The 17189-nt window shown below is 58.8% G+C and carries 18 protein-coding genes; 3 read left to right on the top strand and 15 right to left on the bottom strand.

Features of this window, described 5'->3' with window-relative positions; translation table 11 throughout:
- Positions 1 to 159: 159 nt before the first annotated feature.
- The 3 genes from A6764_RS06345 to A6764_RS06335 form a co-directional block, all read right to left on the bottom strand.
- The gene (locus A6764_RS06345; RefSeq protein WP_255309666.1) at positions 160 to 384 is read right to left on the bottom strand and encodes a hypothetical protein; all 225 of its coding nucleotides are present in this window, start codon (positions 382 to 384) and stop codon (positions 160 to 162) included.
- Entirely contained in the window at positions 315 to 1001 is a 687-nt protein-coding gene (locus tag A6764_RS06340) for a glutathionylspermidine synthase family protein (RefSeq protein ID WP_065067031.1), read from the bottom strand. Before A6764_RS06340 ends, A6764_RS06345 begins: the two co-directional genes overlap by 70 nt.
- 367 nt (positions 1002 to 1368) lie before the next feature.
- On the bottom strand, positions 1369 to 2145 hold the full coding sequence (locus A6764_RS06335) for an inositol monophosphatase family protein (protein ID WP_065067032.1): 777 nt from the start codon (positions 2143 to 2145) through the stop codon (positions 1369 to 1371).
- Positions 2146 to 2349: 204 nt separating this feature from the next.
- Here A6764_RS06335 and A6764_RS06330 point away from each other — a divergent pair, with 204 nt between their 5' ends.
- On the top strand, positions 2350 to 2727 hold the full coding sequence (locus A6764_RS06330; protein ID WP_029098650.1) for a hypothetical protein: 378 nt from the start codon (positions 2350 to 2352) through the stop codon (positions 2725 to 2727).
- A gap of 74 nt (positions 2728 to 2801) precedes the next feature.
- Here the strand turns inward: A6764_RS06330 and A6764_RS06325 are convergent, their stop codons facing one another.
- Positions 2802 to 3272, bottom strand: coding sequence for a PaaI family thioesterase (locus A6764_RS06325; RefSeq protein WP_065067033.1), 471 nt, complete (start codon positions 3270 to 3272; stop codon positions 2802 to 2804).
- Positions 3273 to 3479: 207 nt separating this feature from the next.
- On the opposite strand from A6764_RS06325, the gene ilvD reads away from it, so the two are divergent.
- A complete protein-coding gene (ilvD, locus tag A6764_RS06320) occupies positions 3480 to 5156 on the top strand; it encodes a dihydroxy-acid dehydratase (protein ID WP_264622452.1) in 1677 nt (558 codons plus the stop codon).
- A gap of 140 nt (positions 5157 to 5296) precedes the next feature.
- On the opposite strand, the gene A6764_RS06315 is transcribed toward ilvD, so the two are convergent.
- The 11 genes from A6764_RS06315 to A6764_RS06265 form a co-directional block, all read right to left on the bottom strand.
- Entirely contained in the window at positions 5297 to 6268 is a 972-nt protein-coding gene (locus A6764_RS06315; protein ID WP_065068416.1) for an ABC transporter ATP-binding protein, read from the bottom strand.
- Positions 6240 to 7244 carry an ABC transporter ATP-binding protein gene (locus A6764_RS06310; RefSeq protein ID WP_065068417.1) on the bottom strand — a complete coding sequence of 335 codons (1005 nt, stop codon included), beginning with the start codon at positions 7242 to 7244 and terminating at the stop codon, positions 6240 to 6242. Before A6764_RS06310 ends, A6764_RS06315 begins: the two co-directional genes overlap by 29 nt.
- A 5-nt stretch (positions 7245 to 7249) precedes the next feature.
- Positions 7250 to 8401: a M20 peptidase aminoacylase family protein gene (locus A6764_RS06305; protein WP_035289084.1), complete on the bottom strand. Its 1152-nt coding sequence runs from the start codon at positions 8399 to 8401 to the stop codon at positions 7250 to 7252.
- A gap of 4 nt (positions 8402 to 8405) precedes the next feature.
- Positions 8406 to 9521: an o-succinylbenzoate synthase gene (gene menC / locus A6764_RS06300; protein ID WP_065067036.1), complete on the bottom strand. Its 1116-nt coding sequence runs from the start codon at positions 9519 to 9521 to the stop codon at positions 8406 to 8408.
- A gap of 34 nt (positions 9522 to 9555) precedes the next feature.
- On the bottom strand, positions 9556 to 10470 hold the full coding sequence (locus A6764_RS06295; protein ID WP_052660104.1) for an ABC transporter permease: 915 nt from the start codon (positions 10468 to 10470) through the stop codon (positions 9556 to 9558).
- A 15-nt stretch (positions 10471 to 10485) separates the two neighbouring features.
- Entirely contained in the window at positions 10486 to 11400 is a 915-nt protein-coding gene (locus A6764_RS06290; RefSeq protein ID WP_065067037.1) for an ABC transporter permease, read from the bottom strand.
- 47 nt (positions 11401 to 11447) lie between these two features.
- Positions 11448 to 12971, bottom strand: coding sequence for an ABC transporter substrate-binding protein (locus A6764_RS06285; protein ID WP_065067038.1), 1524 nt, complete (start codon positions 12969 to 12971; stop codon positions 11448 to 11450).
- 100 nt (positions 12972 to 13071) lie between these two features.
- Entirely contained in the window at positions 13072 to 13971 is a 900-nt protein-coding gene (locus A6764_RS06280) for a MurR/RpiR family transcriptional regulator (RefSeq protein ID WP_255309667.1), read from the bottom strand.
- Positions 13972 to 14132: 161 nt separating this feature from the next.
- On the bottom strand, positions 14133 to 15014 hold the full coding sequence (locus A6764_RS06275) for an IS3 family transposase (protein ID WP_264622451.1): 882 nt from the start codon (positions 15012 to 15014) through the stop codon (positions 14133 to 14135).
- The gene (locus tag A6764_RS06270; RefSeq protein ID WP_065068441.1) at positions 15011 to 15319 is read right to left on the bottom strand and encodes a transposase; all 309 of its coding nucleotides are present in this window, start codon (positions 15317 to 15319) and stop codon (positions 15011 to 15013) included. The genes A6764_RS06275 and A6764_RS06270 overlap by 4 nt, the downstream gene beginning before the upstream one ends.
- A gap of 166 nt (positions 15320 to 15485) precedes the next feature.
- Positions 15486 to 15989: a C40 family peptidase gene (locus A6764_RS06265; protein WP_065067040.1), complete on the bottom strand. Its 504-nt coding sequence runs from the start codon at positions 15987 to 15989 to the stop codon at positions 15486 to 15488.
- 462 nt (positions 15990 to 16451) lie between these two features.
- Here A6764_RS06265 and trmB point away from each other — a divergent pair, with 462 nt between their 5' ends.
- Positions 16452 to 17096 carry a tRNA (guanosine(46)-N7)-methyltransferase TrmB gene (gene trmB, locus A6764_RS06260; protein WP_065067041.1) on the top strand — a complete coding sequence of 215 codons (645 nt, stop codon included), beginning with the start codon at positions 16452 to 16454 and terminating at the stop codon, positions 17094 to 17096.
- Positions 17097 to 17189: the final 93 nt, after the last annotated feature.

The following is a 17189-nucleotide window of genomic DNA, read 5'->3' as shown; positions in this document are numbered from 1 at the left end:
CCTTTCCCCCAAATTTTTATAATTCCTATATAGTTACTTGGAATTATAGTGGCATCCACGCCGGCCGTCAACAAAAAAAGCGCCGGGCATGCAAGAACCCCGCGAACGGCATGACATGCTTCGTTCGCAGTTCCTTGTGCACGCCCGGGCCCCTATTGGTCACCGCCATCCGAACGCTCGGCCGGCCGGCAGCAGCATCCCGATCGTCTCCATGAACCCGCCGATCCAGAACGAGCCCCAAAGCAGCCGTCCTTCATACGGCCCGTTGGCCGTCTCGACGGTCACGACGGGCAGTTCCACCCGCTTCTGGTAAATCATCGGCTGCTCCCAGTACAGCGTTTCGCCATCCCGCTCCACCGCTGTTCCGTCCGCATCGTAAAGCACGACGCCGCCGCCCTCCCGGCCGAAGATGGGCTTGCTGACGTAGGCCTCCGTTCCTCGAAAGCGGTTCCCTTGTCCTCCTCGTGCCAATCCAGCGAACTGAACCAAATGTGCCTGACCGCGTGCCCCTGTCTGCGGTACGCCCGGATGATGCCGCGAAACGCAGCGTCAATCTGTGCGGCCATCCCTTCGTTGGGATTTTTCACGCCGAAAAAGCGGCAGGCGTGTTCGTTGACACAAAACGCCTCGACAATCCCGGTCGGCGTGTCGCTGTTACACTCCAGCATTTTCAGCCTATCGTCCGTCTCGGCAAAGTCAAACCGGCCGATTACTGTGGGACTGATGCCTGCTACGGCGAGGCGAACCGCAGCCAGCGCTTCCTTCGGCACCCCCAGTTCCAGGAGCAGCTCGTCATCCGCCTGCTGCAGCACGGGTACCACCTTGGCGAGGACGCGCCCGAGCCTGGCCGTCGCCTCGGCCAAGCGTCGCCGGAGATCGGGCGAAATTTCCCGGAGGCAAGCCAGGGCGTACTCTTCTCCGTACAACCAATCCCAGGTAAAGACACCGCTCGCCCTGAGCGGTCCGTACAGCCGCTCGCGCCGATTCAGATAGTCTGTCATCGTTACCCCGAACTGCTGAAGCCCGAGCTGCCGATGCCGCCCTTTGCCCCGGTGCGCGGCTGATGACAACACCTATTACGACGACGACTGCTACGACGAAAACGACGATGGCTCCTGCGACGGCGGCGGCACTCGACGACGTAGATGACGTAACAGCCGGGTTCGACGGCGCAGGACGTCTTTTCGTAGACGACGTGTCCCTTGGGTCGTAGTAGAACAGGACGGGATAGCCATTGGCTTCGACCAGCAAACGGTACTCCAGGCGTGCCATGTGCAGTACCTCTCATTCCCCATGAGATAACAGAACACCATTTTCCATGCAGGAGGAACGGTCCGGTTTCGCAGGGACCGAATCAACGGCCGCCCCCTATCCGCCGATCAAGCGGCAAATCCGTTCGTGAAGCCGTCCGTTGCTGGCCACCAGCGACGGGAAGCGATCGGCGCGGAACGATCCGTGCCGGTACGGGTTCCCCTCCCAATCCGTTACGGCCGCCCCCGCCTCCTGGGCAATCAGGATGCCGGCCGCCACATCCATGATGCCGGAGCGCTGCATGACGATGTAGTCCAGCCACCCGTTTGCCAGGAGGCACCAGTCCAGGGCGGGAGCGAGGTTGCGCATCAGCCGCTTGGTGTTCATCGCGAACGGACGGGTAAACACCCACTCTTCCTCCTTGGTCACCGTGTCGCGGCCGCGAATGTACGTGCCGACCGCTCTCGTCAGATCGTCCCGCTCGTTGACGGCAAGGCGTCTGCCGTTCAAAAACGCCCCGTTTCCCTTCTCCGCCCAAAACATCTGGCCGGCCACCGGGTTGTACACCACTCCCAGCACGATTTCGCCTCTGTGCTGCAGCGCGATGGAGACGGCGAAGTAGGGAAAGCCGATAAAGTAATTGTTGGTGCCGTCCAGCGGGTCGACGATCCAGAGGTATTCCTCGTCGCCCTCCACCATGCCGATCTCTTCGGAATAGATCGCATGCGCGGGAACATGACGGCGCAACACCTCGATGATGCGCCGTTCGCTTTCCTTGTCTTCCGGCAGCTTGACGTCGTTGTGCAGTTCCTCATCGGGCACGAGCCGCTCCAAGAACCGCTCCTGCAAAAACGCGCCCGCCTGTCGTGCGGCTTCCTTGGCTATGTCCAGCATGGTGCTCCATCTCCTTTTCCCTGTCGTCATCCATGGTTTTCCCTTGCGTTTTTCCTGGTTTTTTTCCTATGATAAAGAGACACCCGTTTCCGAGGCCCCATCAGCCGCTTGGCGGTCGCGTACTGCGCCGCGCAAGCCCATTATCGGGCGGAATCCCGTTCCCCGCTTCCGGACGGGACCTTCTGCCGCAGGAGGGGAAACCACATGAACAGCGATTTTATTCGTCTAAAAAATTTGGAAGGCGAACTGAAGCTGACCCAGATGAACAAGAACCTGGGCTGCTCCGTCACCAGCAAAGAACTGGTGTTTCAAAAGCCGCACATGACCTACCATCTGTTTTTACACGACATCGTCAGCATGGTGCCGGTGAAGCTGGACAGCACGCCGATCTCGTTCCGTCACCAAAACGAAGTGATTCAATCCGCGTTCGGCTCCGATTACTACAAGCTGTCCGTGAAGTGGGCGCGCATCGTCACCCGCTCGGGCGTCGTCGAACGGGAAAACATGGAGTTCATCGTCCCGCTCTCCGGCAAAATGCTGTCGTACATCGCCCAATACAGCGGCCTCGTGGCCATCACGTAACATGAAAAACCTCTATGCCGCCCAGGCGTGCATAGGGGTTTTTCGTTTCGCGGCCCGCTTTCGCCCTTTTCGCCCTACCGTTTCAGGACGATGAACGTGCCGGTGCCGTGGGCGATCAGCCGGTTCCGTTCGTCGTACACGCTGCCCTGCATCACGACCAGCGTCTGCCCGCGATGCAGAAAGCTGGCTTCCGCACGCAGCCGCTCCCCTTTGCCCGGGCGCAGGTAGTTGGTCTTCAGCTCGGTCGTCACCGCGTACCGGTCGGGGGGCAGGCTGCGGTTGACCAGGGAGCCCATCGCCGAATCGATCAGCGTCGCCAGGATGCCGCCGTGAACGACGCCCAGCGAGTTGTGCATGAACGGCGTCAGCGGCACGTCAAAGCGGTAGGTGTTTTCGTCGACAAATTCACCTTTCAAGCCGAGAAAACCGGACAAAAAGGCGCTGTTCCGCTCCCGCCGCTGCCGGATGGCCTGCACCGCCAGCGCCAGAATCTGCCGCTCCTCGTCGCTCCCTTCTTCCCAGATCGTTTTCCACTCTTCGTTCATCTCTGTTCACTCCACGCCAAAAAACGTTCACTTCCTTATTCTAGAACAATGCCGGTGCAATTTCACGCTCCGCGTTTTTTCGCCCGCGCTGAGAAGTTTCCTTGCTGAGCGAATGTTCAGACTCTTATGGTTGTTTGTATTTGTGAAAAAGTGATAAGATAGTTCAAAACACGGCAGGTTTTTTCTACTGGAAAGGAGTTTTACACAGTGGTCAAACGTAGAAGCGACATGATCAAGAAAGGCTTTGACCGCGCCCCGCACCGCAGTCTGCTGCGCGCGGCCGGTGTAAAAGAGGAGGATTTTGACAAACCGTTTATCGCCATCTGCAACTCGTACATCGACATCATCCCCGGCCATGTGCACCTGCAGGAGTTTGGCCGGCTCGTCAAGGAAGCCGTGAGGGAGGCGGGAGGCGTACCGTTTGAATTCAACACGATCGGCGTGGATGACGGCATCGCGATGGGACACATCGGCATGCGGTACTCCCTGCCCAGCCGGGAAATCATCGCCGACAGCCTGGAGACGGTCGTCTCCGCTCACTGGTTTGACGGCATGATCTGCATTCCCAACTGCGACAAGATCACTCCCGGCATGATGATGGGCGCGCTGCGCGTCAACATTCCCACCATTTTCGTTACCGGCGGTCCGATGAAGGCGGGGAAAACCAGCGACGGCCGCTCCATCTCGCTCTCGTCCGTCTTTGAAGGCGTCGGGGCTTACCAGGCCGGCCTGATCGACGACAAGCAGTTGGAAGAGCTGGAGCAGTACGGCTGTCCGTCCTGCGGCTCCTGTTCCGGGATGTTTACGGCCAACTCGATGAACTGTCTGGCCGAAGTCCTGGGCCTCGCCCTCCCCGGAAACGGCACCATTCTCGCCGTCTCTCCGGAGCGCCGGGAGTTGGTCAAGGCGTCGGCGAAAAAGCTGATGGAGCTGATCGAACGCGACATCAAACCGCGCGACATCGTCACGCTGGAAGCGATCGACGACGCGTTCGCGCTGGACATGGCGATGGGCGGCTCCACCAACACCGTGCTGCACACGCTCGCCATCGCGCAGGAAGCGGGCATCGAGTACCCGATCGAGCGCATCAACGAAGTGGCCAAACGCGTCCCGCACCTGTGCAAGCTGGCCCCCGCCTCCGACTACCACATCGAGGACTGCCACAACGCAGGGGGCGTATCGGCCATCCTGAAGGAAATCGCCAAAAAGCCGGGGACGCTGCACCTGGAGCGCATCACCGTCACCGGCAAAACGCTGGGGGAAAACATCGCCGAGGCGGAAATCAAGGACGACAAGGTCATCCGCCGTCTGGACAACCCGTACAGCGAGTCGGGCGGCCTCTCCGTCCTGTTCGGCAATCTGGCTCCGCAGGGCGCGATCATCAAGACGGGCGGCGTCGATCCGTCGATCAAGCGGCACGTAGGACCGGCCATCTGCTTCGACTCGCAGGAGGAAGCGCTGGCCGGCATCGCGGGCGGCAAGATCAAACCGGGCCACGTGGTCGTCATCCGCTACGAAGGACCCAAGGGCGGCCCCGGCATGCCCGAAATGCTGGCGCCGACCTCCCAGATCGTCGGCATGGGGCTGGGCAAAGAAGTGGCGCTCGTCACCGACGGCCGCTTCTCCGGCGCCTCCCGCGGCATCAGCATCGGCCACGTCTCGCCGGAAGCGGCGGAAGGCGGACCGCTCGCCTTCGTCCAGGACGGCGACATCATCAGCATCGACCTGGAAGAGCGCTCCATCCACCTGCAGGTCTCCGCTGAGGAACTGGAGCGCCGTCGGGCCAACTGGAAGGGCTTCGAGCCGAAGGTAAAAACCGGCTACCTGGCCCGCTATTCCAAACTGGTGACCAACGCCAGCAAGGGCGGCGTGCTGAAAATCTGAAATCTGAAATCTTCACAGAATGACACGGGCACCTCTTCGTGAGGTGCCCGTTCTCGATTCGACTCCCGGTCTCCCGCCGCCTTTCCCCTCGGCGGGTTCTGACGGGCGGTCCCAACACGCAAGGATCCGCCCCTGTTTGTTCATTCTCCATGCAGATGACAGGCGACAAAATGTTCGTGCCCGTCGACAGCCTTTAGCGTTGGCCGAACCACCTCGCATGTCTCCATCGCATGCGGACAGCGCGTGTGGAAGGCGCATCCGGCCGGTGGATGGGCCGGGTTGGGCACGTCGCCCGTCAGGATGATGCGCTGCCGTTTGGCGTCCGGATTGGCCACGGGAGCCGCCGACAGCAGCGCCTGCGTGTAGGGATGGGCAGGCGAGGCGTACAGCGATTCCTTCGGTGCCAGCTCCACCAGCCGTCCCAGGTACATGACGCCGACGCGGTCGGCGATATGTTTGACCACGCTCAGGTCGTGCGAAATGAACAGGTACGTGAGGCCAAACTGTTCCTGCAAGTCCTGCAGCAAGTTCAAAATCTGCGACTGGATGGAGACGTCCAGTGCCGATACCGGTTCGTCCGCGACGATCAGCGAGGGGCGCAGGATCAGCGAACGGGCAATGCCGATCCGCTGTCGCTGGCCGCCGCTGAATTCGTGCGGATACCGGTTGGCGTAATGGCCGCCCAGCCCGACAATCTCCAGGATCTCCTCCACCTTTTTCAGCCGCTCCTGTCTGCTCCCGATTCCGTGAATCTCCAACGGCTCCTGCAGGATGTCGCGAATCTTCATCCGCGGATCGAGCGACGCGTACGGGTCTTGAAAGACGATCTGCAGTTCCTTGCGCAGGCCGCGCAGTTCGGCAGCCGAGAGGTTGGTCAGATGTTTTCCCTTGTACAGCACTTCTCCGCCCGTGGGAGGCAGCAGATGCAGGATGACCCGCCCTGTGGTCGATTTGCCGCAGCCGCTCTCGCCAACCAGACCGAACGTCTCTCCCCTGCGGATGGAAAAGGAGACACCGTCCACCGCCTTGACAACCGAGGCGGGCTGAAACCACTTTTTTGGGACCGGGAAGTATTTTTTCAACTCACGAACCTGCAGCAATACGTCCGCCATCCGTTGTTCCCCCTTTCTCCGCCAGCCAGCAGCGGCAGCGGTGACCTGCCTCCACTTCCTTCAGCGGCGGATTGTCCCTGCAAATGTTCTGGGCGTAGTCGCAGCGGGGAGCGAAGCGACAGCCTGCAGGCATTTTCGCCGGATGGGGCACGGTGCCGCGAATCGAATAGAGCCGGCTCTTCTGCTGGTCGAGGGTGGGGATCGAGGCGATCAGCCCTCGCGTGTACGGGTGCTGCGGGTGTTGAAACAGCTCACGGACGGGCGCTTCTTCGATGACCTGGCCGGCGTACATGACGATGACCCGGTCGCACATCTCCGCCACCACGCCCAGGTCGTGGGTGATGAAAATGATCGAGGTCCCCTGCCGCTCCTTCAACTGCCGCATCAAATCCAGAATTTGCGCCTGGATCGTCACGTCCAGCGCCGTCGTCGGCTCGTCTGCAATCAGCAGCTTGGGGCTGCACGACATCGCCATGGCAATCATCACCCGCTGGCGCATGCCGCCCGAAAGCTGGTGGGGGTATTCCTTTGCAATCTCCTCCGCCCGGGGAATCCCGACCGTCCGCAGCATCTCCACGGAGCGCTGCCGGGCCTCCCGTTTGGACAGGCCGAGGTGGAGACGGATTTGTTCGTCCAACTGCTCGCCCACCGTGAAAACCGGGTTGAGCGAAGTCATCGGTTCCTGAAAGATCATCGCGATCTCGTTGCCGCGAATCTTTTGCATTTCCTTGGGCGTCATCGCCGTCAGCTCCCGTCCCTGAAACCAAATGCGGCCGCCGCTGACCCGCCCGATCCCTTTCGGCAAAAGCCCCATGATGGATAGCGACGTCACGCTTTTGCCGCAGCCGGACTCGCCGACAATGCCAAGCGTCTCTCCTTCATGGACCACAAAGTCTACACCGCTGACCGGATGAACCTCCCCGTCATCGCTGCGAAATGTCACCTGCAAGCGCTCCACCTGCAAAATGGGCTGCATCTCTGTCACACATCCTTTCCGAAAGCGGCGGAAAGAAGCGCCACCGCCAGGATTTGCGCCCCGTTCACCAGCGCGCCGGTGTCAAACCGCATCTGCGGATGATGGAGGCCGGGCTGCAGGTCGCAGCCAAGCCCCAGCATGGTCGCCGCCAGCTGCGGGTTGTGATAGCTGTAAAAGTGGAAATCCTCCCCGCCGGGCGTCACGCACGGCGGCGCGACATTGTCCGCTCCGAGCACGGCGGCAATCGCCTGCCGCATCAGCCGGATCGCCCGGTCGTGTGCCGTCGCGGCGGGGACGGAGCCGGCCAGCTTCCACTCGATCGGCGTTCCCGTCAGCGCAGCCACGCGCTCCAGCACGATTCTCGTCTTCTCCTGCAGCTCGTCCATGCCGGCATTGGTCTGCGCCCGCAGGTCCAGCTTGAAGGAGGCGCGGTCGGGAATGACATTGGACGTTTCTCCTCCGGCGGCGAGCTGGGTCATTTTGACGGAAAACGGACAGCCTGCTTCAAGGCGAATGGCCGTAAGCGAATGAACCAGCACGGCAGCGGTTTCAATGACGTTTTTGCCCCGCTCCGGCCGCGACGCGTGCGCCTGCAGACCGAAAATGTCGCCGTGGATGGAGGCGCTCGCTCCGTGCAAAATGGCGGGAGCGGCCGTTCCGTTGGGCAGTTCCATGACCGGGCGCAGGTGGACGCCAAACAGGAGGTCCACGCCGTCCAGCGAGCCATCCCGCATCATCTGCAGGGCTCCGCCCACCTTTTCCTCTGCCGGCTGAAACATGAAGCGAAGCGTGTATTCCGGCTGCACCTCACAGGCGGCCAGAGCCAGAGCGGCATACAGGACCATCGTGCTGTGGCCGTCGTGGCCGCAGGAGTGATTGGGCCGGAGGATGCCGTCCACCTCCTGTACCAGCGCGTCCATGTCGGCCCGAAGCGCCACGACCCGCTCCCGCCGCCCGGCCACGTCCACCGTCAGGCCGTAGTGGTCGGGGTACGTCCGCACGCGAAGGCCCGCTGCCCGCAGGCGGTCAGCCAGATACCGCGACGTTTTCTCCTCCTGCCAGCTAGGCTCGGCCAGCGCGTGGAGGTCGTGATACGTGGCAATGATCTCGTCGCGCCGCTCTTTCAGATAGTGGCAAACCGCTTGAACGCTGCTCATGGTCTTACCCTCTCTTCATCACGTTTACCGCCGTCGTGTACTTGTCCAGCAGGTCTGGCACCGGCGCAAATCCGATGCCCGGCGCCTGGGGAACGGCGATCGTGCCGTCGGCGGCCACTTCCACCTCGGGGTCGATGATGTCTTCCCGCCAGTAGCGCGACGAGCCTGCTGTGTCGCCGGGCAGCGTGAAGTTGGGCAGGGTGGTCACGGCGATGTTGTGCGCCCGGCCGATGCCCGATTCCAGCATGCCCCCGCACCAGAGCGGAATCCCCTTTTCCACGCAGAGGTCGTGAATCCGCTTCGCCTCCGACAGTCCGCCGACGCGTCCCACCTTCATGTTGATGATCCGCGTGCTGCCCAGCTCGATCGCCTTGCGCGCATCCTCGTACGAGTGGATGCTTTCGTCCAGACAGATCGGCGTTTTCAGCTCCCGCTGCAGCTTGGCGTGGTCGATGATGTCGTCGTGGGCCAGCGGCTGTTCGATCATCATCAGGTCAAATTCGTCCAACTGCTTCAACACGTCCACGTCCCGCAAGGTGTAGGCGGAGTTGGCGTCCGCCATCATCGGAATGCCGCCGAAGCGCTGGCGCAGCGCACGGATCACCTCCACGTCCTTGCCCGGCGCAATCTTGATTTTCATCCGGCGGTAGCCCAGCTCCAGGTATTTCTCCACGTTGCGGAACAAATCGTTGATGTCCGCCTCGATCCCCAGGCTGACGCCCACTTCGATCCTGTCCTTGGTGCCGCCCAGCGCTCGGGCCAGCGGAATGCCCTGCTGTTTGGCGTACAAGTCCCAGTACGCGCCTTCGAGGGCGGATTTGGCCATGTTGTTGCGGCGAATCGGGGCAAACAGGCGCCCCACCTCGTCGGGATGTGCCAGCTCTCCGTATTCGAACAGCATCGGCACGAGGAAATCCTCCATGATGTGCCAGGCTGTTCCCACCGTCTCCTCGCTGTAGAGCGGCTCGCCGGAGACGACGCACTCCCCGTAGCCGACGAAATCCCTGGTGTGAACCTCCACCAGGATAAAATCGCGGACGGTCTGGGTGCCAAAGCTGGTTTGAAACGGTGATTTCAGTGTCATACGCATTTTTCGGAGAACGATCTTTTCGGCTTTCATGCAGCAAGACTCCCTTTCCCTAACGTTTTTTGGGTCAGTCTACCTTGGGATCGAGCAGGTCGCGGATGCGGTCCCCGGCGAGGTTGATCCCCAGCACCGTAATCAGGATGGCGATGCCCGGCAGCGTCGCCAGCCACCACGCCGTGGCGATGTACGGACGGCCCGTGCTCATCATGAACCCCCAGCTCGGCGTGGGTGAACTGACGCCCAGGCCGAGAAAGCTGAGGGACGACTCCATCAGGATCGCCCGCGCCATCGCCAAGGTTGCCAGCACAATCACGGAGGGCAGGCAGTTGGGCAAAAGGTGTTTCCAGATAATCCGCCAATGGCGGCTGCCCAGCGCGTAGCCGGCCTGGATGAATTCCTGCTCCCGCAGATTGATCACCTCGCTGCGAACCAGGCGGGCGTACTGCGTCCAGTCGGTCAGGCCGAGCACCAGAATCATGTTGAGCAGACTGGGCCCCATGACGGCGATTGTGGCCAGCGCCAGCAAAATAAACGGAAACGCCATCATGATGTCGATCACGGTGGAGATGGCAAAGTCGGTTTTGCCCCGAAAGTAGCCGGCAAGCATGCCCAACGCGGTTCCCAGAACAAGCGAGATGACGACGGCAAAAAAGCCGACCGCAAGCGAGATCCGCGAGCCGTAAACGAGGCGCGCCCAGACGTCCCGTCCTACTTCGTCGGTGCCCAGCCAGTGCTCCCAACTTCCCCCCTCCTGCCAGACGGGCGGCTGCAGTTTCTTCTCCAGATGGACGTCAATCGGGTCGTGGCTGGTCAAGAGCGGAGCGGCGATGGACATGAGCGTGATCATGAGCACCATCGCCAGGCCGATGATGCCGACGGGATTTTTCACAAATTTGCGATACGTGCGCTTCCACTCGGAAACGGGCGGCTGTGCGGTTTCCGCAAGCGGTCGGTCGGCGGTTTGCACCCCCAAGTCGTTCATCATGTTTCCTCCCCGTTAGCCGGATGTGATCTTCGGATTCAGATGGCGATACATGGCGTCAACGCTGAAGTTCATCGCGGCGACAATCAAGGCCAGGATGACGACGCACGCCTGCACCAGCGGGTAATCGGCGGTGTAGATGGCCTTGACGACGAGCTGGCCGACGCCGGGCCAGGCGAACACTGTCTCTGTCACAACCGCTCCGCCCAGCAGTTTGCCGATCTGAAACCCGATGACCGTAATAATGGGAATGGACGCGTTTTTCAGTGCGTGTTTATAGATCACCACCCGCTCCGCCAGGCCTTTCGACCGGGCCGTCCGGATGTAGTCCTGCTGCAGCACCTCCAGCATGCTGGAGCGGACGATCCGCAGCGTCGTCGGCGCTACCCAGACGGCTAGCGTAAAGGCGGGCATCAGCAGATGGGCCCAGGTGCCCCTGCCGGAGACGGGCAGCCAGTGAAGCTTGACCCCGAACAGCAGCATCAGCATAATCCCCGTCCAGAAGATGGGCATGGACTGGCCGAGAAAGACCGCCACGGTGACCAGGTTTTCCGACAGGGAGTTGCGGTTCACGGCGGAGTAGATGCCGAGCGGAACAGCGATCAGCACGCTCAGCAGCGTGGCGAACAGCGTCAGTTCCAGCGTGGCCGGCATGCGCTCCAGAACGACCTGAAGCGACGGTTGGTGAAACTTCAGCGACTCCCCGAAGTCTCCTCGCACCGCCTGAGACAAAAAGTTGATGTACTGTTCGGACAGCGGCCGGTCAAACCCCATCTGGTGACGAAACGCCTCGATTTCCTCCTGGGTGGCTTCCGGCGGCAGCATCAGCAGCACGGGGTCTCCCGACAAGTGAATGAGAAAGAACGCGATTGTCGAAATGCCGAACAGCACAAGCACGATCCGCAGGCACTGCGTGGCCAAGGTCCCCATTCGATGTTTCCCTCCTTTCCGGTGAAACGGGGGAGCGATCCCCCCGGCTATTGTTTGATGTCGATCTCGTACGCGAAAATCCGTTCATCGGCGCGTGCCTGGAAATCAAGTCTCGTGTTGTATGCCTGGTTGTCCATGGGCGAGAACAGGAAAATCCACGGCGCTTCCTTGTGCAGCAGCTGCTGCGCCTGGCTGTACAGCGCCTTGCGTTTTTCCTGATCGACTGACGAGCGGGCGTCCGTAATCCGTTGATCCAGCTCCGGCGTGTGGAAGTACGTGCCGTACACCCCTTCGCTGTGGAACATCGGCTGCAAAATCGCGTCCGCGTCGTACACGGAGTAGCTGCCCCAATGGCCCAGACGAAACGGCAGGTCGCCGGCGCGCTGCTTCTCCACAAACGAACTGGATTCCGGATAAAATTTGGCCTTGGCCTTGATCCCCACCTTGCTGAGATCGGAAATGACCGCGTCGACAATCTGCTGGCCGATTCCCGGCGTGAAGTAGTGGATCTCGGTTTCAAAGCCGTCGGGGTACCCGGCCTCCTGCAGAAGCGCCTTGGCCTTGGCCGGATCGTACGGATACGGTTGAATCCCCGCATCGAAGCCGAAGTGGTTGGGGTTTACCCCCGCCGGTGTGCGCACGGCCTTGCCGCCCAGCACTTTTTTGACGATCGTGTCAATGTCGACGGCGTAGTTCATCGCCTGTCTCACGCGGACGTCGTCAAACGGTTTTTTCCGGGTGTCAAACGCCAGGTAGTAGACGCGCAGCAGCGGCGTCGAGGTGACGGCAAGCTGCGGGTTGCCTTCCAGTTGTGCCAGCATGTCGGGCGGAACCATGCGGATGATGTCCACGCCCCCGCTCTGCAGTTCGGCGATTTGCGTCGCCACCTCCGGAATGACGCGGAAGGTGACTTTGCCGATTTTCGGCGCTCCCTTAAAGTAGTTGGGGTTTGCCTCCAGCACGATTTTGTCCCCTTTGACCCACTCGACGAACTTGTACGGACCGGTTCCCACCGGTTTTTCCGCGAAGCCTTGGTCTCCCACCTCCTGCAGGTATTTCGGCGGGACGATGCTGAGGTAGAACAACCGGTGCGGAAGCAGGTTGTACGGCTCTTTCGTCTTGATTTCCACCGTATACGGGTCGATTGCGGTGACCGTGGAAATGGCGCTGATATTTCCGCGCTGCGGACTCTTCTGCTGTTCGTTCAGCACCCGCTCCAGCGAAAACTTGACGGCCTCTGCGTCAAGCGGTTCCCCGTTGTGGAACGTTACCCCCTTGCGCAGTTTGAACACCCAGGTCAAATCGTCCTTTCGCTCGTAGCTCTCCGCCAGCCCCGGTTCGATTTTCAGATCGCGGGAGAGGTACAGCAGCGAGTCGAAGATGTGCCAGTTGATGGTGATGGCGTTGGGTTCATTGTGCATGTGCGGATCCATGGTGGGGACGTCGGAATCAAAAGCCACGACCAGTTCCTTCTGCCCCTCCGAAGTGGACGACGACGAAGAACAGCCGGCCAAGACGAAGACAATCGACATGATGGCAGCCAACAGACCAGGCAGTCTCGCTTGTTTCATGATATACCTCCTTTGCAAAACTCGTATTATTCATAATAAACTGAATATTTAACCCAAAAAGAAAACCCGCACAATCACCTCCCTTTCTGATCCAATCCGCTTATTCCACGAAAACGTCCCAACTGGAGTACAACTGCTCCAATTGTTTCATCCTCTTCTGGGGGCGCGTGTCCGTTTTGACTGTGATGGCGGCAAACAGCAGGTTGAGCAGGTTGATGACGGACGCGTTGGAGTATTGTCCCGATTCGATGTTGATGTCGGTGATAAACACCAGGTCGGATAGGCGCCCGACAGGCGAGAGGAGACGGTCGGTGGCGGCGATGAGCCGGGCCCCCATTCGCTTGCAGGCTTCCGCCACCCGGACGCTTTGCCTGGTATAGCGCGGAAACGAGATGATCAAGACGACGGAGCGTTCGGTTAAGCTGACGATCCTCTCCTCGGTCTCGCCGCTGAACGGAAGCAGCAGTACGTCCGGGCGGATCATGCGCAGCATGAAGGAAAACCAGTGCGCGGCCGCGTACGAAGCGCGGTAGCCGACGACCAGCACCCGATCCGCTTGCAGCAGCCAATCGACGGCTGTCCATACGTCCTGCTCATTGAGCTGGTGAAGGGTTTGGCGCAAGATGGCGATATCCCGCTCGATGACCCTGGCAAACAGGTTTTGCTCCTCTCCCGAGGGAGGGGACGAATCGGCCAGCCGGGCGGTATTCGTGTGCAGCACGTGCTGCTGGATGGCGGCCTGCATCTCGGAAAAACCGCCGAAGCCCAGGGCGTAGGCGAAGCGGATCACGGTGGTTTCGCTGACGTCCGCTTCCCGACCGATCTGTACCGCGGTGCTGAACGCGACCTTCTCAATGTTTTGCAGCAGATACTCCGCCACCTTTTTTTGCCCTGGTGACAGTTGGGCAAAGGACTCCTTGACAAGCTGATCAAACGACATGCGAACGTCTCCCACCCTCTTTTGCAGGATGAAATCCTTCATGTTTTGTTTATGATGCATGAAATCCTTCAGGAAGGTTACTCCTTTTATACCACACAAAATGTCGATAGAAAATAGCTTGCATTTTGATTTTTCAGAAAATATTTTTTTCTCCATAAAAAAAGCCCACTCCGCTGTGGTATTACCCCTGTCAAGTAGACAGACTTTAAACAAGCCCTAGTTCAAGATGCCTGAGCTCGGTATTGTACCGGGCTCAGGTTATGTAACCGGGATTGAAAACGTTTGTGATTGTAAAAACGAATATAGCGATCAACAGCGTGATGTACTTCTTCATCCGTTTGGAAGTTGTGCAAATACATGCATTCTGATTTCAGATGGCTGAAAAAACTCTCCATACAAGCGTTGTCCAGACAATTTCCCTTTCTGGACATACTTGCGGTAATGTTATATTGTTTGAGTAGGTTATGATATTGTCGGGATGTGTACTGGAATCCTTGGTCGCTATGCAACAGAACTCCACTCACATCTCCTTTTTTTATGGCTGCCTTTACCGTGTCCATGACAAGCCGTATGTCATTCCGTTTACTTATCCTGTAGGCGACGACTTCGTTGTTGAAAAGGTCGTAAATGACGGAGAGATAGAGTCGACGTCCATTGAAGATCAGATAGGTAATATCTGTAACCCATTTTTCGTTAGGACGGGAAGCGATAAAATCACGGTTCAGTTTGTTTTCGGAAATGACAACTTGCTCTTTGCGGCCAAAGAATTTCCGTTTCCTGCGAATACGTGCCTGGATCCCCATTTCCTTCATGAGTCGATACACACGCTTACGATTTACGTGTATACCATATCTTTGAGTTAGCCAAACCGTTACTCGCGGGTACCCGTAAATGCCGTTTACTTCTTGATGGCATTCCCTAATCATTTCTTTCAATTTCTCGTCTTCCACCATTTTTCGAGACGGATTCTGCTGCTGTTTTACCCACTTGTAAAAGCCACTCCGTGATACACCGGATACCGAGCACAGCAAGGAAACGGAGTATGTTCCCATCATTTCATGGATGATGGAGTAAGATTTTGATTGTTCTTTTTGCTTCTTCACCGCCTTTCGAGTCCGAGCCACTTTTTTAGATATTCATTCTCAGCTCGCAATCTCAAGTTTTCCTCTTCTAGGGTGAAAAGACATTTTCTCGGCCTTCCTTTCCTCGGTCCAACCGCTTTCCCTCGTTTTTCTTCGAGTCCCTTCATCCCTTCATTCTCAAAATGCTTGACCCATCTCATCACAATGTTTTTATCTGAGATGCCAAGTTCCTTTGCGATGGTTTTATAACTTTTGTCGCCATCAAGGTATAAATGTACCGCTTTTCTCTTTATTTCAATTGGATACGTCTTGCGTATTTTCCCCATAGAAAATCCCCTCCGAGTTAACAGTAAGGGACTTGCTTTTTACTGTCTACTCAAAGGGGATAATACCACCGCCGAAGGGGCTTTTGCACTTGCGGGATTGGGCTGGAGCGCCGCGCCGCGATTGTCCGTTCAACTGGAAACGTGCCACAAATTCGCGATTCGGTTGTTACAGGACGCGGCGGGCCGTAACGAAGCGCTTCTCCCACGACGTGCCGCGGAATTTGGTATACGTCACGCCCGGTTTGCCGTAGGTATGCAGCAGTTTGTTGTCGCCGGCATAGATCGCCACGTGCGTGATGTAGGTGGATGTCGGTTTGCTGCCGGACGAGCGGAAGAAGACCAGATCGCCCTTTTTCAAGCTGTTCTTGGATACTTTGACCCCGACTTTCGCCTGCGAACGGGACGTGCGCGGCAGGCTGATTCCCAGCGCTTCACGGTAGACGCGCTGAACAAACGACGAGCAGTCAAACGTGCGTGTCGTGCTGCTTTTCGAGCCGAATTTATACGGCGTGCCGAGATATTTGGTGCCCACTTGAATGACTTTATCCGCCCGGGATTGGGTCCATTTTGCCTCTGCCACACCGTGATTGCCGGGAAGCGGAGCCACCACCCCGGTGACGCCGAGAGCTGTTCCCATCAAAATGGCGGCAAGCGTTTTGTGAAGTTTCATGCTGTTTCTCCTCCCTTGTTGCAAAATCCTTGTTGCAAAATCGATCGCCAATTTCACGCTTGTCCTCTACTCTACCATCACGTCACCGGTTGATAATTCTCAAATTCCTGCCAATTCCGCCTGTCGTGCCTGGAGGACATTTCCGCTTGACAATGTCGTTCCCATAACGACGGGCGATCCCGCCCCTTTTCTGCATCGGCTTTTCCCATAAACTACCACGGGAATCTGCCAATTTTATCCGGCCTGATCCCGGCTTGTTCCGCCGTCATGCGGTTTTGGTCCGGGGAAACTTCCAACACATTCCGTTTCGCCCTTGAAACGTCTGTATCTTTTTGGCAGTAGCCCGTCTTCTGGATGAACGCTTGCAACCTGGGCCGACTCGTCGTACAGTAAATAGGAGCTTGTCATGGGCAGCGTGCTGAAAACGCACGCGTGTCGGGTAAAGAGGAGGTTCATGTTTTCATGCGACTGCGCAACATCCCAGGCGCCGAGGAGGCCCTGCGCGAATATCCCACGTTTGTGGACAACCCGGTCTCCTATCGCGGCAAATGGAGCGAGCGGTTTTGCAACGACCGTCCCATTCATGTGGAAATCGGCTGCGGCAAAGGGCGGTTCATCAACACGCTGGCCGAAAAGCATCCGGACATCAACTTCATCGCCGTGGAACTGAAGGCGGAGGTGATCCTGCGCGCCGCCCAGCGGACGGAGAAGCGGGCGATCCCCAATCTGGCCTTTGTCCAGTACAATGCGGCGATGCTGACCGACCTGTTTGTGCCGGGCGAAGTGTCCCGCATCTACCTCAACTTCAGCGATCCCTGGCCGAAGAAGCGGCACGCCAAACGGCGCCTCACCCACGCCAGCTTCCTGATGGCGTACAAGCAGGTGCTGAAGCCGTACGGGGAGATTCACCTGAAGACGGACAACGAAAAGCTGTTCGAGTTCTCGCTCAACCAGTTCTCGGACCAGCGTTTTCAACTGCGCCACATCACGTTTGACCTGCACAACTCGCCGTTTGCCGCGGACAACGTGATGACCGAGTACGAGGAGCGCTTCTCCTCGCGCGGACAGCGCATCTACCGGACGGAAGCCATTTTTCTGCCGGAGTAACACGACCCGGCATCCGTCAGTCATCGTCAACCAGAAACAAACGAAACAAGCGCGGGTCAGCGATGGCTTTCCCGCGCTTGTTGTTTTGGTTGG

The sequence above is a fragment of the Brevibacillus sp. WF146 genome (assembly GCF_001673705.2).
Lineage (GTDB): Bacteria > Bacillota > Bacilli > Brevibacillales > Brevibacillaceae > Brevibacillus > Brevibacillus thermoruber.
Note: the sequence above shows the minus strand (reverse complement) of the source record. Positions and strands in the feature narration are given on the sequence as shown.